Annotated in this window: 25 protein-coding genes and 1 other RNA gene; 10 read left to right on the top strand and 16 right to left on the bottom strand. The window is 64.1% G+C overall.

The window, feature by feature from the left end:
- Positions 1-18 precede the first annotated feature (18 nt).
- Positions 19-1,395, top strand: a complete 1,377-nt coding sequence (locus AC0ZZU_RS07285) for a glutamine synthetase family protein (protein WP_476339843.1) — start codon at positions 19-21, stop codon at positions 1,393-1,395.
- 57 nt (positions 1,396-1,452) lie between these two features.
- Here the strand turns inward: AC0ZZU_RS07285 and argA are convergent, their stop codons facing one another.
- Both argA and argE read right to left on the bottom strand, forming a co-directional pair.
- Positions 1,453-2,751 carry an amino-acid N-acetyltransferase gene (gene argA, locus AC0ZZU_RS07280; protein ID WP_158461532.1) on the bottom strand — a complete coding sequence of 433 codons (1,299 nt, stop codon included), beginning with the start codon at positions 2,749-2,751 and terminating at the stop codon, positions 1,453-1,455.
- Positions 2,752-2,862: 111 nt separating this feature from the next.
- Complete coding sequence (gene argE / locus AC0ZZU_RS07275) at positions 2,863-4,020, bottom strand: acetylornithine deacetylase (RefSeq protein WP_476339842.1); 1,158 nt, start codon at positions 4,018-4,020, stop codon at positions 2,863-2,865.
- A 126-nt stretch (positions 4,021-4,146) separates the two neighbouring features.
- Between argE and AC0ZZU_RS07270 the strand changes: the two genes are divergently transcribed.
- Positions 4,147-5,526, top strand: a complete 1,380-nt coding sequence (locus AC0ZZU_RS07270; RefSeq protein WP_476339841.1) for a CYTH domain-containing protein — start codon at positions 4,147-4,149, stop codon at positions 5,524-5,526.
- Here the strand turns inward: AC0ZZU_RS07270 and AC0ZZU_RS07265 are convergent.
- Positions 5,515-5,985 (bottom strand): Lrp/AsnC family transcriptional regulator, encoded by a 471-nt coding sequence (locus tag AC0ZZU_RS07265; protein WP_476339840.1) that lies wholly within the window; start codon positions 5,983-5,985, stop codon positions 5,515-5,517. The genes AC0ZZU_RS07270 and AC0ZZU_RS07265 overlap by 12 nt on opposite strands.
- Positions 5,986-6,111: 126 nt before the next feature.
- Between AC0ZZU_RS07265 and AC0ZZU_RS07260 the strand changes: the two genes are divergently transcribed.
- The 3 genes from AC0ZZU_RS07260 (at position 6,112) to AC0ZZU_RS07250 (ending at position 8,579) form a co-directional block, all read left to right on the top strand.
- A complete protein-coding gene (locus tag AC0ZZU_RS07260; protein WP_476339839.1) occupies positions 6,112-6,447 on the top strand; it encodes a hypothetical protein in 336 nt (111 codons plus the stop codon).
- A 93-nt stretch (positions 6,448-6,540) separates the two neighbouring features.
- Positions 6,541-8,196, top strand: a complete 1,656-nt coding sequence (locus AC0ZZU_RS07255; protein WP_476339838.1) for a GspE/PulE family protein — start codon at positions 6,541-6,543, stop codon at positions 8,194-8,196.
- 68 nt (positions 8,197-8,264) lie between these two features.
- Positions 8,265-8,579 (top strand): DUF2388 domain-containing protein, encoded by a 315-nt coding sequence (locus tag AC0ZZU_RS07250; RefSeq protein WP_476339837.1) that lies wholly within the window; start codon positions 8,265-8,267, stop codon positions 8,577-8,579.
- A gap of 15 nt (positions 8,580-8,594) precedes the next feature.
- Here AC0ZZU_RS07250 and gcvP read toward each other — a convergent pair whose 3' ends face one another.
- The 9 genes from gcvP to AC0ZZU_RS07205 all read right to left on the bottom strand — a co-directional run bounded on the left by gcvP (position 8,595) and on the right by AC0ZZU_RS07205 (position 20,368).
- A complete protein-coding gene (gene gcvP, locus AC0ZZU_RS07245; protein ID WP_476339836.1) occupies positions 8,595-11,468 on the bottom strand; it encodes an aminomethyl-transferring glycine dehydrogenase in 2,874 nt (957 codons plus the stop codon).
- A 78-nt stretch (positions 11,469-11,546) separates the two neighbouring features.
- Positions 11,547-11,930, bottom strand: coding sequence for a glycine cleavage system protein GcvH (gene gcvH, locus AC0ZZU_RS07240; protein ID WP_476339835.1), 384 nt, complete (start codon positions 11,928-11,930; stop codon positions 11,547-11,549).
- Between the two features lie 46 nt (positions 11,931-11,976).
- Complete coding sequence (gene gcvT, locus AC0ZZU_RS07235; RefSeq protein ID WP_476339834.1) at positions 11,977-13,059, bottom strand: glycine cleavage system aminomethyltransferase GcvT; 1,083 nt, start codon at positions 13,057-13,059, stop codon at positions 11,977-11,979.
- Between the two features lie 124 nt (positions 13,060-13,183).
- Positions 13,184-14,800 (bottom strand): ABC transporter permease, encoded by a 1,617-nt coding sequence (locus AC0ZZU_RS07230; RefSeq protein WP_476339833.1) that lies wholly within the window; start codon positions 14,798-14,800, stop codon positions 13,184-13,186.
- Between the two features lie 88 nt (positions 14,801-14,888).
- Complete coding sequence (locus AC0ZZU_RS07225) at positions 14,889-15,890, bottom strand: extracellular solute-binding protein (RefSeq protein WP_476339832.1); 1,002 nt, start codon at positions 15,888-15,890, stop codon at positions 14,889-14,891.
- Positions 15,891-15,995: 105 nt separating this feature from the next.
- Positions 15,996-17,213: a 2-octaprenyl-3-methyl-6-methoxy-1,4-benzoquinol hydroxylase gene (locus tag AC0ZZU_RS07220; RefSeq protein WP_476339831.1), complete on the bottom strand. Its 1,218-nt coding sequence runs from the start codon at positions 17,211-17,213 to the stop codon at positions 15,996-15,998.
- 9 nt (positions 17,214-17,222) lie between these two features.
- Positions 17,223-18,461 (bottom strand): 2-octaprenyl-6-methoxyphenyl hydroxylase, encoded by a 1,239-nt coding sequence (gene ubiH / locus AC0ZZU_RS07215; protein WP_476339830.1) that lies wholly within the window; start codon positions 18,459-18,461, stop codon positions 17,223-17,225.
- Entirely contained in the window at positions 18,458-19,792 is a 1,335-nt protein-coding gene (gene pepP / locus AC0ZZU_RS07210) for a Xaa-Pro aminopeptidase (protein WP_476339829.1), read from the bottom strand. Before pepP ends, ubiH begins: the two co-directional genes overlap by 4 nt.
- Positions 19,793-19,813: 21 nt before the next feature.
- The gene (locus AC0ZZU_RS07205; protein ID WP_476339828.1) at positions 19,814-20,368 is read right to left on the bottom strand and encodes a YecA/YgfB family protein; all 555 of its coding nucleotides are present in this window, start codon (positions 20,366-20,368) and stop codon (positions 19,814-19,816) included.
- 167 nt (positions 20,369-20,535) lie between these two features.
- On the opposite strand from AC0ZZU_RS07205, the gene AC0ZZU_RS07200 reads away from it, so the two are divergent.
- The 4 genes from AC0ZZU_RS07200 to AC0ZZU_RS07185 all read left to right on the top strand — a co-directional run bounded on the left by AC0ZZU_RS07200 (position 20,536) and on the right by AC0ZZU_RS07185 (position 21,948).
- On the top strand, positions 20,536-20,745 hold the full coding sequence (locus AC0ZZU_RS07200; protein WP_158461548.1) for a TIGR02449 family protein: 210 nt from the start codon (positions 20,536-20,538) through the stop codon (positions 20,743-20,745).
- Positions 20,742-21,059, top strand: a complete 318-nt coding sequence (locus tag AC0ZZU_RS07195) for a cell division protein ZapA (RefSeq protein WP_158461549.1) — start codon at positions 20,742-20,744, stop codon at positions 21,057-21,059. The genes AC0ZZU_RS07200 and AC0ZZU_RS07195 overlap by 4 nt, the downstream gene beginning before the upstream one ends.
- 18 nt (positions 21,060-21,077) lie before the next feature.
- Positions 21,078-21,256: non-coding RNA, 6S RNA (ssrS, locus tag AC0ZZU_RS07190), on the top strand.
- Positions 21,257-21,339: 83 nt separating this feature from the next.
- Entirely contained in the window at positions 21,340-21,948 is a 609-nt protein-coding gene (locus tag AC0ZZU_RS07185; protein ID WP_476339827.1) for a 5-formyltetrahydrofolate cyclo-ligase, read from the top strand.
- Positions 21,949-21,966: 18 nt separating this feature from the next.
- On the opposite strand, the gene AC0ZZU_RS07180 is transcribed toward AC0ZZU_RS07185, so the two are convergent.
- Complete coding sequence (locus AC0ZZU_RS07180; protein WP_191622552.1) at positions 21,967-22,113, bottom strand: hypothetical protein; 147 nt, start codon at positions 22,111-22,113, stop codon at positions 21,967-21,969.
- 182 nt (positions 22,114-22,295) lie between these two features.
- On the opposite strand from AC0ZZU_RS07180, the gene AC0ZZU_RS07175 reads away from it, so the two are divergent.
- Entirely contained in the window at positions 22,296-22,748 is a 453-nt protein-coding gene (locus AC0ZZU_RS07175) for an EVE domain-containing protein (RefSeq protein ID WP_476339826.1), read from the top strand.
- A gap of 36 nt (positions 22,749-22,784) precedes the next feature.
- Here the strand turns inward: AC0ZZU_RS07175 and AC0ZZU_RS07170 are convergent, their stop codons facing one another.
- The 3 genes from AC0ZZU_RS07170 to ubiD form a co-directional block, all read right to left on the bottom strand.
- Positions 22,785-23,192, bottom strand: a complete 408-nt coding sequence (locus tag AC0ZZU_RS07170) for a flagellar basal body-associated protein FliL (RefSeq protein WP_476339825.1) — start codon at positions 23,190-23,192, stop codon at positions 22,785-22,787.
- 211 nt (positions 23,193-23,403) lie between these two features.
- A complete protein-coding gene (locus AC0ZZU_RS07165) occupies positions 23,404-24,372 on the bottom strand; it encodes a CDP-6-deoxy-delta-3,4-glucoseen reductase (RefSeq protein WP_476339824.1) in 969 nt (322 codons plus the stop codon).
- Positions 24,372-25,838: a 4-hydroxy-3-polyprenylbenzoate decarboxylase gene (gene ubiD, locus AC0ZZU_RS07160; protein ID WP_476339823.1), complete on the bottom strand. Its 1,467-nt coding sequence runs from the start codon at positions 25,836-25,838 to the stop codon at positions 24,372-24,374. The genes AC0ZZU_RS07165 and ubiD overlap by 1 nt, the downstream gene beginning before the upstream one ends.
- Between the last annotated feature and the right edge of the window lie 55 nt (positions 25,839-25,893).

Here is a 25,893-nt window from a genome sequence, read left to right as displayed (position 1 = left end):
CAAAAAAGGTGTTGCATCATGTCGGTACCCCCGCGTGCCGTTCAGCTTAACGAAGCGAACGCGTTCCTTAAGGAACATCCTGAGGTTCTCTACGTTGACCTTCTGATTGCAGATATGAATGGTGTGGTGCGTGGCAAACGCATCGAACGGACCAGCCTCCACAAGGTTTACGAGAAAGGCATCAACCTGCCGGCCTCCCTATTCGCCCTCGACATCAACGGTTCGACCGTCGAAAGCACAGGCCTTGGCCTGGACATCGGCGATGCCGACCGCATCTGTTATCCGATCCCGGACACCCTCTCCAACGAGCCATGGCAGAAGCGCCCTACCGCGCAGCTGTTGATGACCATGCACGAGATCGAAGGCGAGCCGTTTTTCGCCGATCCTCGTGAAGTGCTGCGTCAGGTCGTCAGCAAGTTCGACGACATGGGCCTGACCATCTGCGCCGCGTTCGAGCTGGAGTTCTACCTGATCGACCAGGAGAACGTGAACGGCCGTCCGCAGCCGCCGCGCTCGCCGATCTCGGGCAAGCGTCCGCAATCGACCCAGGTCTACCTGATCGATGATCTCGACGAGTACGTCGACTGCCTCCAGGACATCCTCGAAGGTGCCAAGGAGCAGGGCATTCCTGCCGACGCCATCGTCAAGGAAAGCGCCCCGGCGCAGTTCGAGGTCAACCTGCACCACGTCGCCGACCCGCTCAAGGCCTGTGACTACGCGGTGCTGCTCAAGCGCCTGATCAAGAACATCGCCTACGACCATGAGATGGACACCACCTTCATGGCCAAGCCCTACCCGGGCCAGGCAGGTAATGGTCTGCACGTCCACATTTCCATCCTGGACAAAGATGGCCGGAACATCTTTACCAGCGAGGATCCCGAGCAGAACGCCGCGTTACGTCACGCTGTCGGCGGTGTGCTCGAGACCCTGCCCGCGTCGATGGCGTTCCTGTGCCCGAACGTCAACTCGTACCGCCGCTTTGGTGCGCAGTTCTACGTGCCCAATGCGCAGACCTGGGGCCTGGACAACCGTACCGTTGCCGTGCGCGTGCCGACCGGCTCGCCGGACGCCGTGCGTCTTGAGCACCGCGTGGCGGGCGCCGACGCCAACCCGTACCTGCTGATGGCGGCGGTGCTGGCCGGTGTACACCATGGCCTGACCAACAAGGTCGAGCCTGGCGCGCCGATCGAAGGCAACGCCTACGAGCAGCTGGACCAGAGCCTGCCGAACAACCTGCGCGATGCCCTGCGCGAGCTGGACGACAGCGAGATCCTCAACAAGTACATCGATCCGAAGTACATCGACATCTTTGTCGCGTGCAAGGAAAGCGAGCTGGAAGAGTTCGAGCATTCGATCTCCGACCTCGAGTACAACTGGTACCTGCATACGGTGTAAGCAGAAACGCCGTCGAAACGACGGCGTTTCTTGGCCTGCCGCGCAGCGGTGCCGGGCCTAGATGCTCTTCTCGAAGATCTTCGAGTTGCGCTGATAGTTGTACAGCGACGCCCGCGCCGCGGGCAGCCGCTCTACCCCGCTTGGCGCAAAGCCGCGCTCGCGGAACCAGTGCGCCGTGCGGGTCGTGAGCACGAACAAGGTATTCAATCCCATCTGCCGTGCACGCACCTCGATGCGTTCGAGCAGGTCATCACCGCGCCCGCCATGGCGGTATTCGGGATTGACCGCCAGGCACGCAAGCTCTCCCGCCTCTGAACCGGTGATCGGATACAGCGCCGCGCAGGCGATGATCATACCGTCGCGCTCGACCACGCTGAATTGCTCGATTTCGCGCTCCAGCACCTCGCGCGAGCGCCGTACCAGGATGCCTTGCTCTTCCAGCGGGCTGATCAGTTGCAGCAGGCCACCGACGTCTTCGATGGTCGCCTCGCGCACGATCTCGAACTGCTCCTGGGCCACCAAGGTGCCCCCACCATCACGGGTGAACAGCTCGGTGAGCAGCGCGCCGTCCTCGGCATAGCTGACGATATGGCTGCGCGCCACGCCGCCCTTGCAGGCCTCTGCAGCGGCATCGAGCAGTTCACCCTGATAGTCGCTGCCCAGGCGCTGCAAGTGCGCCGGGACCTGCTGCGGACGCAATTCGCGCACCAGCCGGCCCTGCTCGTCGAGCAGGCCCGACTCGGCACCGAACAACAGCAGTTTGTCCGCACCCAGCTCGATTGCCGCGCGGGTGGCGACGTCCTCGCAGGCCAGGTTGAAGATCTCGCCGGTCGGCGAATAACCCAGAGGCGACAGCAGCACGATGGTGCGCTCGTCGAGCAGGCGGCTGATGCCCTTGCGGTCGATCCGGCGGACTTCGCCCGTGTGGTGGTAGTCCACCCCTTCGAGCACGCCGATCGGCCGTGCGGTCACCAGGTTGCCCGAGGCCACCCGCAGGCGCGCGCCCTGCATGGGCGAAGCGGCCATGTCCATCGACAGGCGGGCTTCAATGGCCACGCGCAGGCTGCCGACTGCATCGATCACGCAGTCCAGGGTCGGCGCATCGGTGATACGCATCCCGTGATGGTAATGCGGGGTCAGGCCACGGGCGGCCAGGCGCGTTTCGATCTGCGGACGCGAGCCATGCACCAGCACCAGGCGTACGCCCAGGCTGTGCAACAGCACCAGGTCGTGCACGATGTTGCCGAAGTTGGGGTGCTCGACGCCATCGCCAGGGAGCATGACCACGAAGGTGCAGTCGCGATGGGCATTGATGTAGGGAGAAGCATGACGCAGCCAATTGACGTATTCGGGCATAACCGGAGCCTGTATGAAAAGTGAACAAGAAGCGAGATGGCACAGCGCTCGAAGGGTTATCGTCGGTTCAGGCTAGGCGTCACGCGCAGTCTCCTTTTGAAACGTTTCGACTCAGTGGCCAATTACCGGACTGAGGCAATAGTGTTGGATCAGTTCACGCAGTAGACGCACGGTAGGCTCGATGCGTGACATCTCGAGGTATTCGCCAGGCTGGTGGGCGCAGGCGATATCACCTGGGCCTAGCACCAGTGTCTCGCAGCCGAGGCTCTGAAAATACGGTGCTTCGGTGGCAAAGGCCACCGCTTCGGCACGATGACCGGTAAGACGTTCGGCAAGCCGCACCAGTTCCGCATCCGCGTTCTGCTCGAACGCCGGCGCTTCGGGAAACAGCGGCGCATAGTCGATCTTTACCTGATGCTGCTCGGCCAGCGGCGCGAGCTTCTGGCGGATGGCCGCGCGCAGCTGCTCGGCGTCCATCCCGGGCAAGGGCCGCAGGTCGAACTCCAGGGCGCATTGGCCGCAGATGCGATTGGGGTTGTCTCCTCCGTGAATGCAGCCGAAGTTCAAGGTCGGTTGCGGCACCGTGAACTGCGGATTGCGATAGGCCTGCTGCCATTGCTGGCGCAGGCCCATCAGCTCACCCATTACCGCATGCATGGCTTCCATGGCGCTGTGGCCCAGGCTGGGGTCCGACGAGTGGCCGCTGCGCCCGAGAATATCGATGCGTTCCATGAGGATGCCCTTGTGCATGCGGATCGGCTTCAGGCCGGTCGGCTCGCCGATCACCGCTGCCCGCCCCAGGGGCCGGCCCGCTTCGGCCAGCGCACGGGCCCCCGCCATGGAGCTTTCTTCATCACAGGTGGCGAGGATCAGCAGCGGCTGCTTGAAGTCATGCGCCAGCAATGGCTGCACGGCCTCGACGATCAGTGCGAAAAAGCCCTTCATGTCGCAGCTGCCCAGCCCTACCCAGCGGCCATCGGCTTCCGTCAGCTTCAGCGGATCGCTTTTCCACAGCTGCGGGTCGTAGGGCACCGTGTCGCTGTGCCCGGCCAGTACCAACCCGCCGGGACCGCTGCCGTAGCTGGCGAGCAGGTTGAACTTGCCCGGGCTCACCTGCTGGATCTCGCAGGCAAAGCCCAGGTCGCCCAGCCAGCCGGCGAGCAGGTCGATCACCGCGCGGTTGGACTGGTCCAGCGCAGGCTGGGTGCAACTGACCGATGGTGTGGCGATCAGGGCGGCGAACTGGTCTTTCAGCGACGGCAGGGGCATGCGCGTTCTCCTCGGATTCATCCCCCATAGTAGAGCCATCGGGCACCGGGAATAAACCGTCGGCGGCCGACTGCTGTACACTGCCCGGCCAAGACGCCCTGTCCTCAAAGCCTGGATCACCCAGCAATGCACAAAGAAACCGAACTCAAGCTGCGGGCCAGCCGCGAGACCCTCGCAGCCCTGCGCGAGCACCCGCTGCTCAAGAAGCGCAACAAATCCGGCTGGCAGACCCGCGAACTGCTCAATCAGTATTTCGACACGCCCGAGCGCGACCTGTCGGCCGCCAAAGTGGCCCTGCGCCTGCGCCGTGACGGCGATGCGGTCATCCAGACCCTCAAGTGCCGTGGCCAGAGCGTGGCCGGCCTGTCGGAGCGCAACGAATACGAATGGCCGCTGGACAAGGCCAAGCTCGACCTGAAAAAGCTCGACGACAGCTGCTGGCCGGCCCAACTGGCCGAGCTGGACAAGAAGTCCATCAAACCGCTGTTCACCACTGACTTTACCCGCGAATTCGCCGAGATCGCCTGGGGCCGTGGCAAGGCCAAGGTTGTGATCGAGGCTGCCCTGGACCTGGGCACGGTCACCGCTGGCAAGCGCAAGGAAGAGATCTGCGAGCTCGAGCTCGAGCTGCGCGAAGGCTCGCCCGAAGCGCTGCTCGAACTGGCCGCAGAGCTGTCCGCTACCCTCGCGCTGATGCCATGTGACATCAGCAAGGCAGAGTGCGGCTACCGCCTGCTCGACGAAGGCAGCTACAACCTGGGCCTGCCAAGCGCGGCCCTCGACCCTGAGATGCCAGTCGACGATGCCTTCGCCGCCCTCGCCTGGCAACTGCTGGGCAGCAGCCAGCGCCTGGCCGAGCAATACCGCCACACGGGCCATTGGCGCCTGCTGCAGGACTGGGTCCAGTGCCTGGCCGAATTGCGCGCCTTGGCCAGCAGCCTTGGCCAGGCCGCGCCACGCGCCACCACCCGCGCCTTGCGCACCAGCCTCGACGCCCTGCTCGAAGACTGGCGCCCGCTGGTGCTGGCCGGCAATGACGACGAAGACGTCCGCCGCGCCGCGCCCGAGCAGTTCGCCGAAGAGCTGCTGGACCCTCGCTGGGGCCAGTTCTCGCTGGAAACCTCACGCTGGCTGCTGGCACGTGGCTGGACTGTAGAGCGCACCAAGCGTGGCGATCGCCAGGGCAGCGCACAGCTGGGCAACTGGCTGATCCACCTGCTGTTCGAAGAGGCCCGCACCCTGCAGCTGCCGCTGTACCAGCAGCAGCCGGAGGATCTTGCCGAGCAGTTGCCGCGCATCGAACGCCTGCTGGCCTGGCTGCATCATGCCCGCCAGGTGCTGGAATCGCCTGAGCTCGATCGCCTGTACGGCGAGCTGAACAAGCTGCACGACCTGGCCAACCAGCCGATCAGCGACGAGGTGCTCGAAGCACGCGTACAGCAAGCCATGGCAGTGTTCCAGGGCCGCGCCTGGAAACACCTGCTCAAGTCGCCGTCAGCGCGATAAGGGCAGACTGGTCGTGGACTTGATTTCGGACAAGGCCACGATCGAGTTGACCTCCTGGATCCCCGGCACCATCGACAGCTTTTCGAAGAAGAAACGCTCGTAGGCTTCGATGTCCGGGGTGACAATGCGCAGCAGGAAGTCCACCGACCCCATCAGCACATAGCACTCCAGTACCTCAGGGAAGCCGCGGATTGCCTCGGTGAACTCGGTGAAATTGGAGCGGCCGTGGGCGTTGAGTTTTACCTCGGCGAAAATCTGCGTGTTCAGCCCGACCTTCTTGCGGTCGAGCAAGGTGACCTGGCCACGGATCACCCCCTCCTCCTTCAGGCGTTGTATGCGCCGCCAACACGGTGATTGTGACAATCCCACGCGTTCGGCGATCTGCGCGCTCGACAGCGACGCGTCTTCTTGCAGCAGCGCCAATATGCGCCTGTCTTGGGCGTCCAGCTCTGTTTGCATGACTATTCCTTGTTTGTTGCCGGTCGCGAATTGATCTATTCGGTCGATACCGGTTTTAGTGAAATCATAGAGAAAAAATACCGGTCTCGACGTGTAAAACTTTCGCCATCGATCCCGGAGACCGCCATGAACGCACTCGAACGCTCCAGCGCCCCCCTGCGCACCGACGCCTGGGCAGCCAGCGCCGCCCATAGCAGCGTGTGCTACCAGCTCAACGCCGAAGCCGAGCCCGATAGCCTGTGCCGGGTACTCAACCTGTTCGCACTGCAGTTTCTGACCCCGCATCGGGTACAGGTGAACCAGCAAGAAGACATGTTGTGCATGGAGATCGATGTGGCCGGCCTGAGCTGGCACCGCGCCGAGGTGATCGGGCAGAAGCTGCGCAACCTTGTCTGTGTCGGCGAGGTAAGCCTTCAGTCCGTGGCGCAGCTGCATGAAGTGCTCCCGGTCCAGGCCAGCTGAGTACCCGCAAGATTCGGTAACTCTTGCCTGAGGCGCGCCAGTCGTTCGCCGGCTAGCCTTTGCGGTCTTCCAAAGCCCGGCACGGATGCCCGCATGTACGCTCGCCCTGATAACACTCTCGATCCCTACCGCCTGATCGCCGCCTTGCACGCCGAGCAGCGCCTCGACGCCGAGCAGGCCAGCGCGCTGCGTCAGCGCGCGGCTGCCCACCCCGAGGTTCACCCGCTTGAACTGCTGGCGTGTTCACGCCGTCACCTGGACCTGGACAGCCTTTGCCAGTGGCTGGCGGGAAAAGTCGGGCAGCCCTATCAGCGCATCGATCCCTTGCAAGTCGATGTGGCGGAGGTCACCGGGCTCATGTCCGCAGCGTTCGCTCAGCGCCACGGCATCCTGGCGCTGGGAGTAGACACCCTGGGAGTAACGGTGGCCAGCGCGCAACCCTACGTTCGCGACTGGGAAGCCGACCTTGCCCAGAGCCTGGGCAAGCCAGTGCGGCGGGTACTCGCCAGTCCGGTCCAGATCCGCCAGCTTGGCCAGACGTTCTTTCGCCTTGCGCATTCGGTGCATGGCGCACGCCATGAACAGCCGCCTGGGCTGGGGGAGCTCGAGCAACTGCTTGAATCGGGCCGCAGCCAGGCCAGCGTCAGCGCCGACGACGCTCACATCGTCCACATCGCTGACTGGGTGCTGCAGTACGCCTTCGAGCAGCGCGCCAGCGATATTCACCTGGAGCCCAGGCGCGACCAAGGCCGCTTGCGCTTTCGCATCGACGGCCTGCTGCATCAGGTCTACGCGTTTCCGGCCAGCGTCACCCTGGCGCTGGTCAGCCGCTTCAAGCACCTGGGCCGCATGAACGTTGCCGAAAGACGCCGTCCGCAGGATGGACGCCTTAAGAGCCGGTTGCCCAGCGGTGGAGAGGTCGAGGTGCGTCTGTCGACCCTGCCTACTCCGTTTGGCGAAAAGCTGGTGCTGCGCCTGTTCGACCCCCAGCAACTGCAACAGGGCTTCGTCCAGCTGGGCCTGGAGGGCGACTCGCTGGAGCACTGGCAACGCCTGCTGCAATGTCGCCAGGGCCTGCTGCTGGTCACGGGGCCCACTGGCTCAGGCAAGACCAGCACGCTGTACGCCAGCCTCCAGCTACTGGCTACACCGCAAGTCAACCTGTGCACCATCGAAGACCCGATCGAAAGGCTCGACCCGGCCTTCAACCAGCTGCAGGTGCAACCTGGTATCGACCTGGGTTTTGCAAGCGGGGTTCGCGCCCTGCTGCGCCAGGACCCGGACATCATCATGATCGGCGAGATCCGCGACCAGGAGACTGCCCAGGTAGCGATCCAGGCAGCGCTGACGGGTCACAGGGTGTTATCGACGCTGCACACCGACGACTCGTGCAGCGCGATTACCCGCCTGCAGGAGCTGGGTGTCGCCGATTACCTGATCAAGGCCACGCTGCTCGGGGTGCTGGCCCAGCGCCTGGTGCGCACCTTGTGCCCATCGTGCAAGGCATCTCCCGATACCGGCACCAGCTGCCGCCTGTGCCGTGACACGGGATACCACGGCAGGACGGGTCTGTTCGAGCTCCTGTCCATGAGCGACGGGCTGCGAGCCTGCATCAGACCGGCCACCGATCTGGGCAAGCTGCGCCGGCAGGCCCTGAGCGAAGGCCTTTGCGATTTGCGTCGCAGCGGCGTGCAGAAGATCGAGTCAGGCCTGACCAGCGAGGCCGAGGTACTGCGCGTGTGCGCCTGAGCCTCGGGAACTTGATCCTGCTGACCAGATCAAAGCGGGCATCGTCCCCAAACAAGAGTGAACCCACCATGCGTCTCAAATCAGCCGTCGCCGCTGTTGCCCTGATGTCCCTGCCCATGGGTTATGCCATGGCGGATGGTTTCTGGCGTGATGTGATTTCGTCCGGTGCCACTACCGCATCGACCTACCTGACCTTCAAGGACCACAAGCTGATCGTCGCGGCGCAGGATAATGCCGGCAGCTATGTCGCCAGCGAAGGCTCGATCCGCGGGCCGTACCTGGAGGCTGCGATGCAGAAGGTTCGCGCTGACAATCCAGGCCTTCAGGCCAGCGACATGGACCTGGCGAACGCTATCCTGGCGAAGAACGCCGTAGCCCAGTAATCAGTACGGGGGCGGCTACCGATAGTCGCCCACCGGCACGCACGCACAAAACAGATTCCTGTCCCCATACACATTGTCCACCCGGTTCACCGCCGGCCAATACTTGTACTGGCGCACATGCGCGGTGGGCGCCACACCCTGTTCGATTCCATACGGCCGCTCCCAGGGCCCCAGCACATCGGCGAGGGTATGCGGCGCATGCCTGAGCGGGTTGTCCTCCGCCGGCCAATTGCCTTCCTGCACCTGGGCGATCTCCGCGCGAATGGCCAGCATGGCCTCGACGAAGCGGTCCAGCTCGGCTTTCGATTCGCTCTCGGTCGGCTCAACCATCAAAGTGCCGGGCACGGGAAATGACATGGTCGGGGCATGGAAGCCATAGTCCATCAGGCGCTTGGCTACATCCTCCTCGGTGATCCCGGTCTGCGCCTTGAGCGGGCGCAGGTCGAGGATGCACTCGTGGGCCACTCGCTGGTTGCGCCCGCGATATAGCACAGGGAAGGCGCCGGATAGTTGGCTGGCCAGGTAGTTGGCGCTGAGGATCGCCACCTCGCTGGCGTCGGCCAGCTGCGGCCCCATCATGGCAATGTACATCCAGCTGATCGGCAGGATGCTGGCGCTGCCCCACGGGGCGGCACTGATCGCAGTGTTCTGTGGGTCGGGACCGGGCACAGGGACCACGGGATGGCTGGCGACGAACGGCGCCAAGTGCGCGCGCACGCCAATCGGTCCCATGCCTGGTCCACCTCCGCCGTGGGGAATGCAAAAGGTCTTGTGCAGGTTCATATGCGAGACATCTGCGCCGATGTCGGCCGGCCGCGCCAGCCCGACCTGGGCGTTCAGGTTGGCGCCGTCCATGTAGACCTGGCCGCCATGTTGATGCACTACCTCGCAGATTTCGCGGATGCCTTCCTCGTAGACGCCATGGGTCGAGGGGTAGGTGACCATCAGGCATGACAGTCGCGCGCCCGCTGCGTGAGCCTTGGCCTTGAGGTCCTCCAGGTCGACGTTGCCGTCCTCGTCGCACTCGACGATCACCACCTCCATGCCGGCCATCTGCGCCGAGGCGGGGTTGGTGCCGTGGGCCGATGACGGGATCAGGCACAGCGTACGTTCAGCCTGCTGGCGGCTGCGATGGTAGGCGGTGATCGCCATCAGACCGGCGTATTCACCCTGCGCGCCAGAGTTGGGCTGCATGCAGATGGCATCGAACCCGGTGATCGCGCACAACCAGGCCTCAAGCTCTTCGATCATTGCCTTGTAGCCCTGCACCTGGGCAGCCGGGGCGAAGGGATGGAGCAAGGCAAAGCCAGGCCAGGTGATGGGGATCATCTCGCTGGTGGCATTGAGCTTCATGGTGCAGGAGCCCAGCGGGATCATCGACTGGTTCAGCGCGAGGTCCTTGTTCTCCAGCTGCTTGAGGTAGCGCAGCATCTCGGTCTCGCTGTGGTGCAGGTTGAACACGGGATGCGTCAGGAAGGACGTGCTTCTTGCCAGCTCGTCCGGAACGCCTGCGGGCAGGTCCTGACCGTCAAGCGTGTCGACGTCCAGGCCGTGGTCGACGCCTGTGAAGATATCCAGCAGACGCAGCACTGTGGCCTCGCTGCAGGTTTCGTCCAGGCTCACGCCCAAGTGGCCGCGGCCAAGAATACGCAGGTTGATCCGCGCGGCTTCGGCGCTTTCGATGATGGCCGTCTGGCTGCCGCCAACGTCAAGGGTCAGGGTGTCGAAGAAGTGCGTATTGATACGTTTGATGCCCTTGGCTTCCAGCCCAGCCGCAAGAATCACGGTCAGCCGGTGTATGCGCTGGGCAATCCGCAAAAGCCCTTCCGGCCCATGATAGACAGCGTAGAAGCCGGCGATGTTGGCCAGCAGCACCTGCGCAGTGCAGATGTTGGAGTTGGCCTTTTCCCGACGGATATGCTGCTCGCGGGTCTGCAGGGCCATGCGCAGCGCGGTGTTGCCTCGGGCATCGCGCGACACGCCAATGATACGCCCGGGCATGGCGCGCTTGAATTCGTCGCGGCAAGCAAAGTAGGCCGCGTGAGGCCCGCCGTAGCCCATGGGCACGCCGAAACGCTGGGTCGAGCCCAGCACCACGTCCGCGCCCTGTTCGCCCGGCGGTGTGAGCACCACCAGGCTGAGGATGTCGGCGGCAACGCACGCCAGCGCCTGCTGGTCATGCAGTTGCCGGATCAACGGGCGCAAGTCACGGACTTCACCCTGGGTGTCCGGGTATTGCAGCAAGGCGCCAAACACCGCGTGGTCGCCCAGGTTATCCACGGCATCGATGACCAGCTCGAACCCAAATCCTTCGGCACGCGTCTTGAGCACCGACAGTGTCTGCGGATGACAGTGTTCGTCGGCAAAAAACGCATTGCTCTTGCTCTTGGCCATGCGCTTGGCCAATGCCATGGCTTCGGCAGCGGCTGTCGCTTCATCGAGCAGCGAGGCATTGGCCAGTGGCAGGCCCGTAAGGTCGATGACCATCTGCTGGAAATTCAGCAAGGCTTCCAGGCGGCCCTGGGCTATCTCCGGCTGATAAGGGGTATAGGCCGTGTACCAGCCGGGATTCTCGAGCACATTGCGAAGGATGACCGTGGGCGGCAAGGTGCCGTGATAGCCCATGCCGATCAGGCTGGTCCACACCTGGTTCTGCTGTGCATAACCTGCAAGCTTGGTCAGCGCGGCCTGTTCATCCAGGGCGGGCGGCAAGTCCAGCGGGCGGTTGAAGCGGATGCCAGGCGGCACCGTCTGCTCGATCAGTTCGCTGCGGCTCGCAATGCCCAGCACATCGAGCATGGCCTGCTGCTCCGAGGCATCGGGCCCCAGGTGACGGCGCAGAAAAGGGTTGGGCTCTTGCAGTTGACGCAGGGGTGGCGACTGGGACATGACGACGCTCTCTTCCTGGACCAGGTCTCATGGAGACTTACAAGTCTAGGAAGGGATCGCCGTTCATGCCGGGGAAACTTACTCGCCGATCGCGGCCTTGTAGCCTGCGGCGTCCTTGAGGCTTTCAAGCTCGGCCGGGTTGCTTGGCTTGAGCTTGAAGATCCACGCGCCATACGGGTCTTCGTTCAGTTGCTCCGGGCTGTCGGCCAGGCCGTCGTTGACCGCGATCACTTCACCGCTTACCGGCGAGTAGATGTCGGAGGCAGCCTTCACCGACTCGACCACGCCGGCCGCGTCGCCAGCGGCAAACACCTTGCCGACCTCTGCCAGCTCGACGAACACCACGTCACCCAGGGCTTCCTGGGCGTGGTCGCTGATACCGACAGTCACGCTGCCATCGGCTTCCAGGCGTGCCCACTCGTGGCTTTCGGCGTAACGCAGTTCGGCGGGGATATTGCTCATCGTATTGCCCTCGATTGGGTCAGCGGTTGGCCCGCCAGAAAAATGTTCAGATCAGAATCTTGCCATGGCGCACGAAGGTCGGCTTGACCACCCGTACCGGATACCATTTGCCGCGGATTTCCACCTCGGCGCGGTCGCCGGTCGCCATTGGCACACGGGCCAGGGCAATGGACTTGCTCAGCGTAGGAGAGAAACTACCACTGGTGATCTCTCCTTCGCCAATCCCGGCAACCCGTACCACCTGATGAGCACGCAGAACACCCCGCTCTTCAAGCACCAGGCCCACCAGTTTTTCCTGTACGCCGTGCTCGATTTCCGCCAGCAGGCCGCTGCGTCCGATGAAGTCGCGGTCGGCAGGCTCCCAGGCCACGCTCCAGCCCAGATTGGAGGTCAGGGGGGTGTGGGCTTCGTCTATGTCCTGGCCGTACAGGTTCATGCCGGCTTCAAGGCGCAAGGTATCGCGGGCGCCCAGGCCACTAGGGGCGATGCCGGCTCCGACCAGGTCGTTGAAGAACGCAGGCGCCTGCTCGGCGGGCATGATGATCTCCAGGCCATCCTCACCGGTGTAGCCGGTCCGGGCGATGAACCAGTCACCGTCGGCCACGCCCTCGAAGCTGCGCAGCTCGCGCACAAGCGCAGCACGTGCCGAGCTCAGCAGTTCGGCGACCTTGTCGCGGGCATGCGGGCCCTGGACGGCAAGGATGGCCAGCTCTGGCCGTTCCCTGATGCCGACGTCGAAGCCGTCGCTATAGCCCCGTAGCCAACCGAGCACCTTGTTGCGGGTGGCGGCGTTGACCACCAGGCGGAAGCCTTCGGCACAGCGGTAGACGATCATGTCGTCCACCACGCCGCCCAGCTCGTTCAGCATGGGGCTGTAGAGCGCCTTGCCAGCGCCGTCGAGGCGCATGACATCGTTGGCCAGCAAGCGCTGCAGCCAGGACGCGGCGGCGCTGCCACCAATGTCGATGACGGTCATGTGGGAAACATCGAAGACACCGCAGTCACTGCGCACCTGATGGTGCTCCTCGACCTGCGAGCCGTAGTGCAGGGGCATGTCCCAACCGCCAAAATCGACCATCTTGGCGCCCAGCGCCAAGTGCAGGTCATACAGAGGCGTACGCTGTCCCATGGGTTTCTCCTTCCGGGCGTGGCGAAGCGGCGGCGGTCGGCAGCATGTACCGGCTACCAGGTCTTGTAGGACCCGCCGCAGCGAATGCCGCGCATTGTAGCCGCAAGGGCGCGGACTGGCATCCTCACTGAATGTGACCGGGACGCCGCGCTGAACGGCGAATCAGCCCGATGACTGGCAGCAGGCCGACGAGCACCAGTGTCAGGGCTGGCAGCGAGGCCCGTGACCACTCCCCTTCACTGGTCATCTCGAACACCCGCACGGCCAGGGTTTCCCAGCCAAACGGGCGCATGAGCAGGGTGGCGGGCATTTCCTTGAGCACATCGACGAACACCAGCAGTCCGGCACTCAGCGCGCCCGGCACCAGCAACGGCAGATATACCTTGAAAAACAACCGTAGGCCGCTGACGCCAAGGCTGCGGGACGCCTCGGGCAATGACGGCCGGATACGCTCGAGGCTGCTCTCCAGGGGACCGTAGGCCACGGCGATGAAGCGCACCAGGTACGCCAGCAGCAAGGCCGCCAGGCTTCCCAGCAGCAGCGGCCTGCCCGCGCCGCCGAGCCAGGCCGACAGCGGCACCACCAGCTGATTATCAAGGTAACTGAACGCCAGCATGATAGACACGGCCAGCACCGAGCCTGGCAGCGCATACCCGAGGTTGGCGAGGCCCACGCCAGCGCGGATACCCTGGGTTGGCGCCTGGCGCCGGGCGAAGGCCAGCAGCAATGCGACGCTCACGGTGATCAGTGCGGCCATGGCGCCCAGGTAGAGCGTGTGCAGGATCAGGCCGGCATAGCGCTCGTCCAGGTCAAAGCGCCCGCGTTTCCAGAACCACACCAGCAACTGCAGCATGGGGATCACGAACGCGCAGGCGAACACCAGCAGGCACCAGGCACTGGCCGCGAAGGCCTTGATCCCGCGCAGGTGGTACAACGCCTTGCCCCGCGGACGCTCATGGCCGGTACGGGTCGCGCCGCGGGCCCGCCGCTCTCCGTAGAGCACCAGCATCACCACCAGCAGCAGCAGGCTGGCCAGCTGGGCCGCGCTGGACAGGCTGAAAAAGCCGTACCAGGTCTTGTAGATGGCGGTGGTGAAGGTGTCGAAGTTGAACACCGCCACCGCGCCGAAGTCGGCCAGGGTTTCCATCAGCGCCAGAGCGATGCCTGCCCCAATGGCCGGGCGCGCCATGGGCAGCGCTACCCGCCAGAACGCCTGCAGCGGCGACAGGCCGAGCACCCGCGCCGCCTCCATCAGGCCCTTGCCCTGGGCCAGGAATGCGGTGCGTGCGAGCAGGTAGACGTAGGGATAGAAGACCAGCACCAGTACCGTGATCACTCCGCCGGTGGAGCGCACGCGCGGCAGGCGCATGGGACCGAACACCTCGCGCAGCGCGCTCTGGACGGGGCCGGCGAAGTCCAGCAGGCCGACGAAGACAAACGCCAGCACATAGGCCGGGATGGCGAATGGCAGCATCAATGCCCAGTCGAGCCACCGCCGGCCCGGAAACTCGCACAGGCTGGTGAGCCAGGCCAGACTCACACCCAGTACCGTCACCCCGACACCGACACCCAGCACCAGGGTCAGGGTATTGCCGAGCAGCCTGCTCATCTGGGTTTCGAGCAGGTGCGACCAGATCTGCATGTCGATTGACTGCCACGAGAGCAGCAGGACGCTCAGGGGCAGTAGCACCAGGGCGGCAATGAACAGTACCGGGGGGTACCAATGGCGGGGGTGTGACAAGAGATCATCTCGATGTGGTGCGGTGGTTGGTGCAAACGCGATGCGATCCTGTGGGAGCGGGCTGCTCCCACAGTGGGTAGATCCAGCCTCAATTCCAGCCGGCGCGATCCATCAGGCGGATCGCTTCGGCCTGGCGCTTGCCGGCCACTTCCACCGGGATGCTGTCAGCCTTGAACTCACCCCATGCCGCAACCTCAGCCGAGGGCTTCACCTTCGGGTTGGCCGGGAATTCCTGGTTGATGTCGGCAAACAGTTTCTGCGCTTCTTCGCTGGTCATCCACTCGACCAGCCTGGTTGCAGCCTCGGCGTGCGGCGCGTGCTTGGTCAGGCCGATGCCCGACAAATTGACATGCACGCCACGATCACCCTGGTTCGGCCAGAACAGCTTGATCGGCAGCTTGGGCTGCTCCTTGTGCAGGCGGCCGTAGTAGTAGCTGTTGACGATGCCCACGTCGCACTGCCCGGCCTCGATGGCCTGCAGCACTGCAATGTCGTCGGAGAACACGTCGGTGGACAGGTTGTTGACCCAGCCCTTGATGATCTCTTCGGTCTTCTGCTCGCCATGGGTCTCGATCAGGGTAGCGGTCAGCGACTGGTTGTAGACCTTCTTGGCAGTGCGCAGGCACAGGCGGCCTTCCCACTGTTCGTCGGCCAGCGCCTCGTAGGTACTCAACTCTTCGGGCTTCACCCGGTCGCTTGCGTAGGCAATGGTCCGCGCCCGCAGGCTCAGCCCGGTCCACTCGTGGCTCGAGGAACGGTACTGCGGCGGGATGTTCTGGTCGATGATGGCCGACTTGATCGGCTGCAGGATACCCATGTGCTCGGCCTGCCAGAGGTTGCCGGCATCGACGGTCAGCAACAGGTCGGCCGTCGCGTTCTGGCCTTCGGCCTTGATGCGCTGCATCAGCGGCGCTTCCTTGTCGGTGATGAACTGGATTTTCACGCCGGTCTTGGCGGTGTAGGCGTCGAACACCGGCTTGATCAGCTCGTCGATGCGCGAGGAATACACCACGACTTCGTCCGCCGCCTGGGCGGCCGTGCCGACCAGGGTCAGGGCCAGGGCGGCCAGTAGGTGCTTGCGTGACGACATGCTGCAGTCCTCGAAAGATTCGGAAGGGGCCAAATGGTAGTGAATCACATTTGCCATCTCAAACCGATCATGGCCTGCAGAGGTTACCGGATGTTGCAGCTAGCCTCAGGCACGCGCCAGTTCAGGCAGATCGCCGGACAGGCCCAGCGCCTGGCGCACGAACAGCGCCTTGGCCTCAGGCATCCGCTCGACCAGCTTGAGGCCGCTGTTGCGCAGCCAGCGCAGCGGCAGCGGATCGGCCTGGAACAACCGCTCGAAGCTTTCCATGGCGGCCATCAGGGCTAGGTTGTGCGGCATCCGCCTGCGCTCGTAGCGGCTCAGCACACGCTCGTCGGCCAGGCGCTCGCCACGGTCGCAGGCATGCTGCAGCTCTTCGGCGAGCACTGCGGCGTCGAGAAAGCCCAGGTTGACGCCTTGGCCTGCCAGCGGATGGATGGTGTGCGCCGCGTCACCGATCAGCGCCAGGCCTTCGGCCACATAGCGCTTGGCATGGCGCTGGCGCAGCGGCACGCAGACGCGCGGGTCGGCCTGCAGCACGGTTCCCAGGCGCCCTTCGAACGCGCGTTCCAGCGCAAGACAGAAGGCCTGGTCGTCCATCCCCATGGCTTTTTCGGCCTGCTCCGGAGTCGTCGACCAGACGATCGAGCACCAGTCTTGCCGACCGTCGCGCAGCAGCGGGAGGAAGGCCAGCGGGCCGTGGTCGGTGAAGCGCTGCCAGGCCGTGGCCTGGTGCGGCTGGCTGCAGCGCACGCTGGTGACGATAGCGTTGTGCAGGTAGTCCCATTCACGCGTCTCGCAACCGGTCAGGCGGCGGACGGCGGATTGAGCTCCGTCGGCGGCAATTACCAATGGCGCACGCAGGCGGCGGCCATCGGCGAGGGTGAGCAACCATTCATCACCCGAGCGTCGCATCTGTTCAAGCCGGGCATTGGCCAGAAGGCCAACATCGCTGTCGTGCAAGCGCTCCAGCAAACTGTCCTGGATTACCCGGTTCTCGACGATATGGCCAAGCACCCGGGCGTGCACACTGGCTGCCGAGAAGTGGATCTGGCCGGTACCGCTGCCGTCCCAGACGCGCATGTCCGAATAGGGGCTCAGGCGCCGCTGGCTGATGCCCTGCCACGCGCCAAGCCGATCGAGGATCCGCTGGCTGGCGGACGACAGCGCGCTGACCCGCGGTTCGAACGGCGCTTCGGGATCGTGTGGCCTGACAGTCATCGGTCCACCGTCGAGCAACAGGATCTCCAGGCCACTGTGATGCAGGGCCAGGGCCAGGGCGCTGCCGACCATTCCGGCACCGACAATCAGTACATCTGCGCGCATTTCCATGCCTTAGGAGTGCCTCGTTCGCGGATCGACCCGCGCGTTGGGAGATTCATCGACTTGTGGATCGGGGCGAGTACCGAGCCCCATGGCCTGACGAGCGAACCAGCGCTTGGCCGGCGGCAGCAGATCCAGCCCCAGCAAGCCGAGGTTGCGCCCCGCGGCCAGCAGGGGATGGCCTGTGCCGAACAGACGGGTGACCTGGTCGGAAAAGCCGATGGTCATGGCCTGGTCGAGACGCTGACGCTGCTGATAGGCCTGCAAGGTTGTCAGGTCTCCGGGCTTCTGGGGGCCGGCAAGCAAGGCTTCGGCCAGCGACTGCACATCACGCAGCGACAGGTTGAAGCCCTGCCCGGCGATCGGGTGCAGGCTGTGCGCGGCATTGCCCAGCACCACCAGATTCGCACGCACCTGCTCCTGGGATTCGATCAAGGACAACGGATACAGGTGCCGCACACCCACCTGGCGCAGGGCGCCCAGGCGGTAGCCGAACACACCTTGCAGCTCTTTCAGGAAACTGCGTTCATCCAGCTCGACCAGGCGCTTGGCGTCCATCCCCTGACGGGTCCAGACCAACGCGCAACGGTTGTCGGGCAGCGGCAGCAAGGCCATGGGGCCGTCTTCGGTGAAGCGTTCGAAGGCCTGGCCGCCGTGGGCTTCGCCCGGAGTTATGTTGGCGATCACCGCGCTCTGGTCGTACGGGCGTTGGCGCACGTGGATACCCAACTGCTCGCGCAGGCCCGAACGGCCCCCATCGGCCAGCACCGCCAGGTCGCATTCGACGAGCGTGTCGTCGTCGAGCTGCAAGCGATAGCCTCCGGCCACGGCCTGCATGGCCCTGACCTCGGCCGGGCAGCGCCAGCTCACGACGTCGGCGTCCAGGTGCTGCCACAGGCACTGGCCAAGCCAAGCATTCTCGACGACATAGCCCAGTGCCGGCACGCCTTCTTCAAGGGCCTCCAGGCGAGTCGCGCCGAAGCGGCCGCGGTCGGACACCTGGATCTGACTGATCGGCGCGGCGCGGTGGCTGATCGCCTGCCAGACATCCAGTTGTTCGTAGATCTGGCGGGTACCGAACGACAGTGCCGAAGAGCGCGCGTCATAGCTTGGCTGAAAACTGTCACCCGGAGCGAAGGGCTCGATCAGCAGGATCTTCCAGCCACGCGCCTTGGCGCCAGCCTGCAGCGCCAGCGCAAGGCTGGCACCGACCAGGCCGCCGCCGATGATCGCCAGGTTGACCCGGCTCATGCAGCCTCACTGCGCGCAGCGGCCATCAGTGCCTCGATCTCGGGGATGGTCCGGGGGACGCCCGTGGTGAGGATTTCACACCCTTGCCGGGTCACCACCACGTCGTCCTCGATGCGTATGCCGATGCCGCGCCACTTCTTCGCAACGCTCTGGTTATCCGCGCCTATGTAGATGCCCGGCTCGACGGTCAGTGCCATGCCCGGTTCGAGCTCGCGCCACTGGCCATCTACCTTGTAATCGCCCACGTCATGCACATCCATGCCCAGCCAGTGCCCGGCGCGGTGCATGTAGAAGGCACGATGCGCCTCGCTGTCGATCAGCGCCTGTACATCGCCCTTGAGCAGGCCGAGCTCCACCAGCCCTTCGGTGATCACCTGCACCGTCGCCTCATGGGCGTGGTTCCAGTGCTTGCCCGGCGCAATGGCCGCGAACGCTGCCTCCTGGGCCTTGAGCACCAGCTCGTAGATGGCCTTCTGCTCGGGCGAGAAACGGCCGCTGACCGGGAAGGTGCGGGTGATGTCGCTGGCGTAGCAGTCGATCTCGCACCCAGCGTCGATCAGTACCAGGTCGCCGTCCTTGAGCAGGGCGTCGTTCTGCTGGTAATGCAGGATGCAGCCGTTGCGCCCGGCGGCGACGATAGAGCCGTAGGCCGGCATGCGCGCCCCGCCCTTGCGGAACTCGTAGTCGAGCTCGGCTTCCAGGCTGTACTCGCGCAAGCCCGGACGGCACGCCTGCATGGCCCGTACATGGGCTCGCGACGAAATCGCCGCAGCCTCGCGCATCACTTTGACTTCCGCTGCCGACTTGTACAGACGCATGTCGTGCAGCAGGTGATCCAGGGCAACGAATTCTTTCGGCGGCTGGGCACCGAGGCGGGCCTTGGAGCGGATCACGTTGATCCAGTCCATGAGGTGGCGATCGAACTCGGGGTTGCTGCCCATGGCCGAGTAGACCCGCTCGCGGCCTTCGATCAGGCCCGGCAGGATCTCGTCGATGTCGGTGATGGGAAAGGCATCGTCGGCACCAAATTCACGGATCGCGCCTTCCTGTCCTGCCCGCAGGCCATCCCACTGCTCGCGCTCGGGATTGCGCTCGCGGCAGAACAGCACGTATTCGCCATGCTCGCGCCCTGGTATCAGGGCGATCACCGCTTCGGGCTCCGGGAAGCCGCTCAGGTACTGGAAATCGCTGTCCTGGCGGTACACGTGCTCGACATCGCGGTTGCGGATGGCGATGGCAGCGGCTGGCAGGATGGCGATGCTGTTGGGGACCATCTGCTCCATCAGCGCCTTGCGCCGACGGGTGTATTCCGCCTTGGGTATGTGGCTCATGGGCAAAGGGACCCCTGTCTGTCAGTGCAGCGATGGCTTGGCCGCAGGCTCGACCGGTTTGGCAAGCTCGGTGAACAGCAGCAGGGGCGCCACGCGCAGGTATTCCATGACTTCCATGTAGTCGCTTTCGCCGTCCTCGGACTCTTCGAGAGCGTCCTGGACCTGCGAGATGGCTACCAGGTCCTGCAGTACTTCCTTGGCCTCGGTGCTCAGCTCCAGGCCACCGGCGTTCTGGCCAAAACCTGCCAGGAAGCCCTGGCACCACTGGCCAAGCGCGACGGCGCGTTCGGTCAGCGCGGTTTCATCGCCCGGCAGCAGCAGGACGATCGTCACGTCCTCGCCAGTAAGCTCGCCCTTGACCATTTCCTGCAGGCCAATCAGCGCATTGCGAACGTTATCCACAGGCTCGACTTCGAGCAGCTGGGCGGCATCGGCCAGCCAGGCGTCGGCGTCGAACCCGGCGCCGGTGCAGCAACGGCCAAGCAGCAGGCCGTGGAGCTCGGCTGGGGAGACAGGATGGCCATTGCTCGAGAGCAGGGTGGCAAAGGCGGTGTACGGGGAATTGGTATTAGGCATGGTTAACTAGGCGCCAGGCGGCGCAATGACTAGAATGAAGGCCTTGTATCCTAGCACCGGCAGGCGCGCCAAGACCATCGGCACTGGCCGTTGCAGGCTCAGACGGGGCATGATCGCCCGGCAATCACGTCAGTCCGTATCGAGTGCCACTGAATCGAGTGCAACCCATGCAAGAAAATGACCTGCAAGCGCTGATGAGCCGGTTCGAATTGCTGATCGAGCGAGTCGAGCAACTTAAGCGGCAAAATGCACTCCTAGTACGTCAGGACAGATCCTGGCGTGAGGAACGCGCCCACCTCATCGAAAAGAACGAGATCGCCCGACGCAAGGTCGAGTCGATGATTTTGCGCCTCAAGGCCCTGGAGCAAGACTCATGAGTTCAAGCAATAGCGTCACCGTCCAGATCCTCGACAAGGAATACTCGATCATCTGTCCGCCCGAAGAGCGCAGCAACCTGGTCAGCGCCGCCCGCTACCTGGACGGCAAGATGCGCGAGATCCGCAGCAGCGGCAAGGTGATCGGCGCCGACCGCATTGCGGTGATGGCAGCGCTGAACATCACTCACGACCTCTTGCATAACCAGGATCGCCCGGATGTACAGGCCAGCGGGACCACGCGCGAACAGGTGCGCGACCTGCTAGATCGGGTCGATCAGGCATTGGTCGACGAGACGGATTCAAAAATCGGTTGAGCATGGGTATACTGGCGCCACTCCCTGGAGTGCGCGCCAGTCGGTCATGTCCCTGAGCCGATACGCACAACCACGGGGGTTGCACGCTGGGGCCGGTGTGCATGTCCGCCCGACGGAAAGCCTTAACGCCCCCTGCAATCTCCACCTTGAACTTTCGGGTTCAAGGGCTACACCGACAGCGGTACGTCGGGGAGCCTGAATTCTTTTCCTGCCCGCCCTCCCCGGCGGGCATTTGCTTTGCCGTGGACCGCGGCGAGGCACACCTGGGACCGCCTGTGCCATGACCGACACCGCGCCGCTCACCCGCCCCCAGCTTCGCCGCCTGCTGCGCAATGCCCGCCGAGCCCTCACGCCGGCCGAGCAGCGCCAGGCCGCCTGCGGACTCTATCGCCAGCTGGCCCAGCATCCACTGTTTCGCAGGGCCCGCCATATTGCCCTGTACCTGCCCAACGACAGCGAAATCGACCCTCGCCTCTTGCTGCGCGAAGCGCAACGCCGGGGCAAGCGTACGTATCTGCCGGTGCTGCACGCCTGGCCACGTACGCGCATGGCGTTTCAGCGTTTCGAGCAGGGCGAGACGCTGCGCCGCAATCGCTTTCGCATTCCCGAGCCTGTGATCAACCGCAAGCGGCAACGCCCGGTATGGTCGCTGGACCTGATCCTGCTGCCGCTGGTGGGATTCGATGAAGCGGGGGGACGGCTTGGCATGGGCGGCGGCTTCTATGATCGCAGCCTGGCCTATCAATCGCGCCGCAAGGCCTGGAAGAAACCACTCCTGTTGGGGCTGGCCCATGAATGCCAGAAGGTCGAGCGGCTGGCCCAGGCCAGCTGGGATGTACCGTTGCGCGGGACGGTCTCGGACCGTGGCTGGTACCTGGCGCCGGACTGAAAGGCGCCAGTATGGCGGTCAGCGTTTCTGCTGCACAGGCTGGATTTGAGTCTGATAGGACTCGTCGACCTTGCGCTCGAGCAAGCTCTGCGCGTAGCCCGTGGTGACGACACCCAATCCAAAAATGAAGACCAGGATCCAGAGCACGTCCGGTTTGCGATTCATCTATTGCCCTCCTCGGGCACACTGATTACGCCGACAGCCATCCCTCGCTGGGATCGCGGCAACGTCTAGCCTTGAAAATCGGCGCATTCTCCGACAACACGAGTCGACACGCAAACGATGACGTCAACCGACCGTCGGTTTCGTGCAACCATTTATTACAGCATCTGTCAGGAGCAGCACCTATGGCCTATTGGCTGATGAAATCCGAGCCGGACGAGCTCTCCATCAAAGCCTTGGCGCGTCTGGGCCAGACGCGTTGGGATGGGGTACGTAACTACCAGGCGCGTAACTTCCTGAGGGCTATGAGCTTAGGTGACGAATTCTTTTTTTACCACTCCAGCTGTCCGCAACCGGGCATAGCCGGGGTTGCGCGCGTCACCGCAGCGGCCTATCCCGACCCGACCGCGCTCGATCCTGAGAGCCCTTACTTCGATGCCAAGGCCACCCCGGAGAAGAATCCGTGGAGTGCAGTGGATGTGAGCCATGTGTGCACGTTCGGGCGGGTGCTGGAGCTGGGTTATCTGAAGCAGCAACATACGCTCGCCGAGTTGCCGCTGGTGCAGAAAGGCAGCCGGTTGTCGGTCATGCCGGTGACGGCGGAGCAATGGGAAGCGATCAGGGCCTTGGCTGGATAGCCCTCGGGCCACCTGACCCCAACCCGCCCCCGTGGATCACTGCACTATCAAATTGTTGAACAACAGATCCTCGACGATCGGCTTGCCTTCCTCGGCTTCGAGCACCTGCTGGACCTGCTTCAACGCTTCCTGGCGCAGCTTTTCCTTGGCCTCGACGTTGCCCATGCTTTCCAGGGTCTGCTGGGTGAACAGCGCGACCAGCTGGTTGCGGATCAGCGGCTCGTGATGCTTGACCGCAGCAGCGGCGGCATCGCCGGTCACGCGCAGGGCAACGTCGGCCTTGTAGACGCGCAGCTTGGGGCCGCCGTCGAGGGCATAGTTGCCGACAAGGGGTGGGCTCAGGGATATGTAGGCTACCTTGGGCTCCCCTTCCTTGGCTTCCTCGGCGGCCAGGGCCGTCACTGGCAACATCAGCGCCAGTACCATCAAGATCCACGCTTTCACGAATTCGCTCCTCTTACAGTTGGCGCCAGCATCCCCAGCGCAGGGGGGCAAACCCAAGCGCGGGCCATGACGGCCTATCAGGGCGGACGATGCTCGTTGACCGGCACCTGCCCCACCTACACTTATCGGCCACCACACGCAAAGGAGTAGCCCCGATGAAAGCTGTGTTGTGGCGTAGGAGCGGCCTTGTGCCGGGGCGCTCCTACACAGATCAGCCGCGCGGCGCGTAGGCGAACACGTCGGCGCGCATCTGGTGCGCATCCATGCCCGACTCGACCAGGGCGTCGAGTGTGGCGTAGACCATGTTCGGCGAGCCGCTGGCATACACATGCACGCTGTTGAGATCAGCGATGTCTTCACATACCGCCTCATGAAGCATCCCGCACCGCCCTTCCCAGCCGCAGAGATCACTGACCACCTGGTGCAGGAAGAGATTCGGCAGGCGCTGCCACTCGGCCCAATGCTCGATCTGGTAGAAATCCTCTGGCCGGCGCACGCCCCAGTACAGATGCACCGGGTATTTGAAGCCCTGGTCGCGGCAATGCTCGACCAGGCTGTGCATCTGGCCCATGCCCGTACCGGCCGCAATCAGCACCAGCGGTCCTTCCGGCAACTCGGCCAGGTGCGCGTCGCCGAACGGCAGCTCGATCCGGGCCATCTGGTTACGCTGCAGTTGGGCGATCAGCTCGCGTGCGCTGTTTTCGCGGGCCAGCACATGCAGCTCGATATCACGCCCGGCATGGGGCGCAGAAGCGATTGAAAAGGCGGCCTTGTCGGCGCCTTCGCGCTCGATCATCAGGTACTGTCCCGCGTGGTAGCGCGGCAATTTGCCCGCCGGCGCACGCAGGCGCACGCGCCAGACATCGCCACCTACCTCGACGCACTCGTCCAGGACGCATGCGAGCTTGCGCACCGGCAGCTCGCCCAGGGCCAGCACGCCATCCCACAGGAGCACGCAGTCTTCCAGCGGTTCGGCGATACAGGTGAACAGCTCACCGTGATCGCGGACCTCGCCGTTCTGGCACACGCGGCCTTCGACCAGCAACGCCGCGCACACATGACAATTACCGTTGCGGCAGCTTTGCGGACATTCATAGCCCAGTCGCCGCGCCGCATCCAGAATCCGTTCTCCGGGTTCGACGGCGAGTACCGCCCCGGACGGCTGCAAGGTTACCTGCATCAATCTATTCCCAACTGATCCCACAACTCATCGATACGCCGGGTCACGGCATCGTCCTTGACGATGGCTCGCCCCCATTCGCGTGAGGTTTCGCCCGGCCACTTGTTGGTCGCATCCAGGCCCATCTTCGACCCCAGCCCCGACACCGGCGACGCGAAGTCGAGATAGTCGATCGGGGTGTTGTCGATCATCACCGTATCACGCTTGGGGTCCATGCGCGTGGTGATGGCCCAGATCACGTCATTCCAGTCACGGGCATTGATGTCATCGTCGGTGACGATAACAAACTTGGTGTACATGAACTGTCGCAGGAACGACCACACGCCCAGCATGACCCGCTTGGCGTGGCCGGGATACTGCTTCTTGATGGTCACCACCGCCATGCGGTACGAGCAGCCCTCGGGCGGCAGGTAGAAATCGATGATCTCGGGAAACTGCTTCTGCAGGATCGGCACGAACACCTCGTTCAGCGCCACGCCCAGGATCGCCGGCTCATCCGGTGGCCGGCCGGTGTAGGTGCTGTGATAGATCGGGTTGCGCCGGTGGGTGATGCGCTCGACGGTGAACACCGGGAAGCTGTCCACTTCGTTGTAGTAACCTGTGTGATCGCCGTAAGGGCCTTCGGGGGCCATCTCGCCAGGATGGATCACGCCTTCGAGAATGATTTCCGCGGTGGCCGGCACCTGCAAATCGCTGCCCCGGCACTTGACCAGCTCAGTGCGGTTACCGCGGAGCAGGCCCGCGAAGGCATATTCGGACAGCGAGTCTGGCACTGGAGTGACCGCGCCCAGGATGGTCGCCGGGTCCGCGCCCAGGGCAACCGCCACCGGGAACGGCTGCTCTGGGTGCTTCTCACACCACTCACGGTAATCCAGCGCCCCGCCGCGATGGCTGAGCCAGCGCATGATGACCTTGTTGCGGCCGATCACCTGCTGGCGGTAGATGCCGAGGTTCTGGCGCTCCTTGTTGGGGCCCCGCGTGACGGTCAGACCCCAGGTGATCAGCGGCGCGACGTCGCCCGGCCAGCAATGCTGGACCGGCAGCAGGCCAAGGTCGACATCTTCACCTTCGATGACCACCTCATGACAGGCGGCGTCCTTCACCACCTTGGGCGCCATCGATATGACTTTCTTGAAGATCGGCAGCTTCGACCAGGCGTCCTTCAGCCCCTTGGGCGGCTCGGGCTCCTTGAGGAAAGCCAACAGCTTGCCGATCTCACGCAGTTCGCTGACCGATTCGGCGCCCATGCCCATGGCCACGCGCTCGGGAGTACCGAACAGGTTGCCCAGCACCGGGATATCGAACCCGGTGGGCTTTTCGAACAAGAGCGCCGGGCCCTTGGCCCGCAGGGTGCGGTCGCAGACTTCGGTCATTTCCAGGACAGGGGAAATCGGAACCTGGATGCGCTTGAGTTCGCCGCGCTGTTCCAGGCCGCGGATAAAATCGCGCAAATCGCGATACTGCATGCGTGAGCCTCGTATTGGCCGTATCGATCGGGCTGCAGAGTTTAGCGCCGAACTG

The sequence above is a fragment of the Pseudomonas sp. JE3303 genome, assembly GCF_056312565.1.
This window is presented reverse-complemented; position numbering and strand designations above follow the sequence as displayed.

Coding starts and splice junctions, on each gene's coding strand:
- AC0ZZU_RS07285 (WP_476339843.1), top strand. CDS start 19: ATGTCGGTACCCCCGCGTGCCGTTCAGCTTAACGAAGCGAACGCGTTC.
- argA (WP_158461532.1), bottom strand. CDS start 2,751: ATGCCCGAATACGTCAATTGGCTGCGTCATGCTTCTCCCTACATCAAT.
- argE (WP_476339842.1), bottom strand. CDS start 4,020: ATGCCCCTGCCGTCGCTGAAAGACCAGTTCGCCGCCCTGATCGCCACA.
- AC0ZZU_RS07270 (WP_476339841.1), top strand. CDS start 4,147: ATGCACAAAGAAACCGAACTCAAGCTGCGGGCCAGCCGCGAGACCCTC.
- AC0ZZU_RS07265 (WP_476339840.1), bottom strand. CDS start 5,985: ATGCAAACAGAGCTGGACGCCCAAGACAGGCGCATATTGGCGCTGCTG.
- AC0ZZU_RS07260 (WP_476339839.1), top strand. CDS start 6,112: ATGAACGCACTCGAACGCTCCAGCGCCCCCCTGCGCACCGACGCCTGG.
- AC0ZZU_RS07255 (WP_476339838.1), top strand. CDS start 6,541: ATGTACGCTCGCCCTGATAACACTCTCGATCCCTACCGCCTGATCGCC.
- AC0ZZU_RS07250 (WP_476339837.1), top strand. CDS start 8,265: ATGCGTCTCAAATCAGCCGTCGCCGCTGTTGCCCTGATGTCCCTGCCC.
- gcvP (WP_476339836.1), bottom strand. CDS start 11,468: ATGTCCCAGTCGCCACCCCTGCGTCAACTGCAAGAGCCCAACCCTTTT.
- gcvH (WP_476339835.1), bottom strand. CDS start 11,930: ATGAGCAATATCCCCGCCGAACTGCGTTACGCCGAAAGCCACGAGTGG.
- gcvT (WP_476339834.1), bottom strand. CDS start 13,059: ATGGGACAGCGTACGCCTCTGTATGACCTGCACTTGGCGCTGGGCGCC.
- AC0ZZU_RS07225 (WP_476339832.1), bottom strand. CDS start 15,890: ATGTCGTCACGCAAGCACCTACTGGCCGCCCTGGCCCTGACCCTGGTC.
- AC0ZZU_RS07220 (WP_476339831.1), bottom strand. CDS start 17,213: ATGCGCGCAGATGTACTGATTGTCGGTGCCGGAATGGTCGGCAGCGCC.
- ubiH (WP_476339830.1), bottom strand. CDS start 18,461: ATGAGCCGGGTCAACCTGGCGATCATCGGCGGCGGCCTGGTCGGTGCC.
- pepP (WP_476339829.1), bottom strand. CDS start 19,792: ATGAGCCACATACCCAAGGCGGAATACACCCGTCGGCGCAAGGCGCTG.
- AC0ZZU_RS07205 (WP_476339828.1), bottom strand. CDS start 20,368: ATGCCTAATACCAATTCCCCGTACACCGCCTTTGCCACCCTGCTCTCG.
- AC0ZZU_RS07200 (WP_158461548.1), top strand. CDS start 20,536: ATGCAAGAAAATGACCTGCAAGCGCTGATGAGCCGGTTCGAATTGCTG.
- AC0ZZU_RS07195 (WP_158461549.1), top strand. CDS start 20,742: ATGAGTTCAAGCAATAGCGTCACCGTCCAGATCCTCGACAAGGAATAC.
- AC0ZZU_RS07185 (WP_476339827.1), top strand. CDS start 21,340: ATGACCGACACCGCGCCGCTCACCCGCCCCCAGCTTCGCCGCCTGCTG.
- AC0ZZU_RS07180 (WP_191622552.1), bottom strand. CDS start 22,113: ATGAATCGCAAACCGGACGTGCTCTGGATCCTGGTCTTCATTTTTGGA.
- AC0ZZU_RS07175 (WP_476339826.1), top strand. CDS start 22,296: ATGGCCTATTGGCTGATGAAATCCGAGCCGGACGAGCTCTCCATCAAA.
- AC0ZZU_RS07165 (WP_476339824.1), bottom strand. CDS start 24,372: ATGCAGGTAACCTTGCAGCCGTCCGGGGCGGTACTCGCCGTCGAACCC.
- ubiD (WP_476339823.1), bottom strand. CDS start 25,838: ATGCAGTATCGCGATTTGCGCGATTTTATCCGCGGCCTGGAACAGCGC.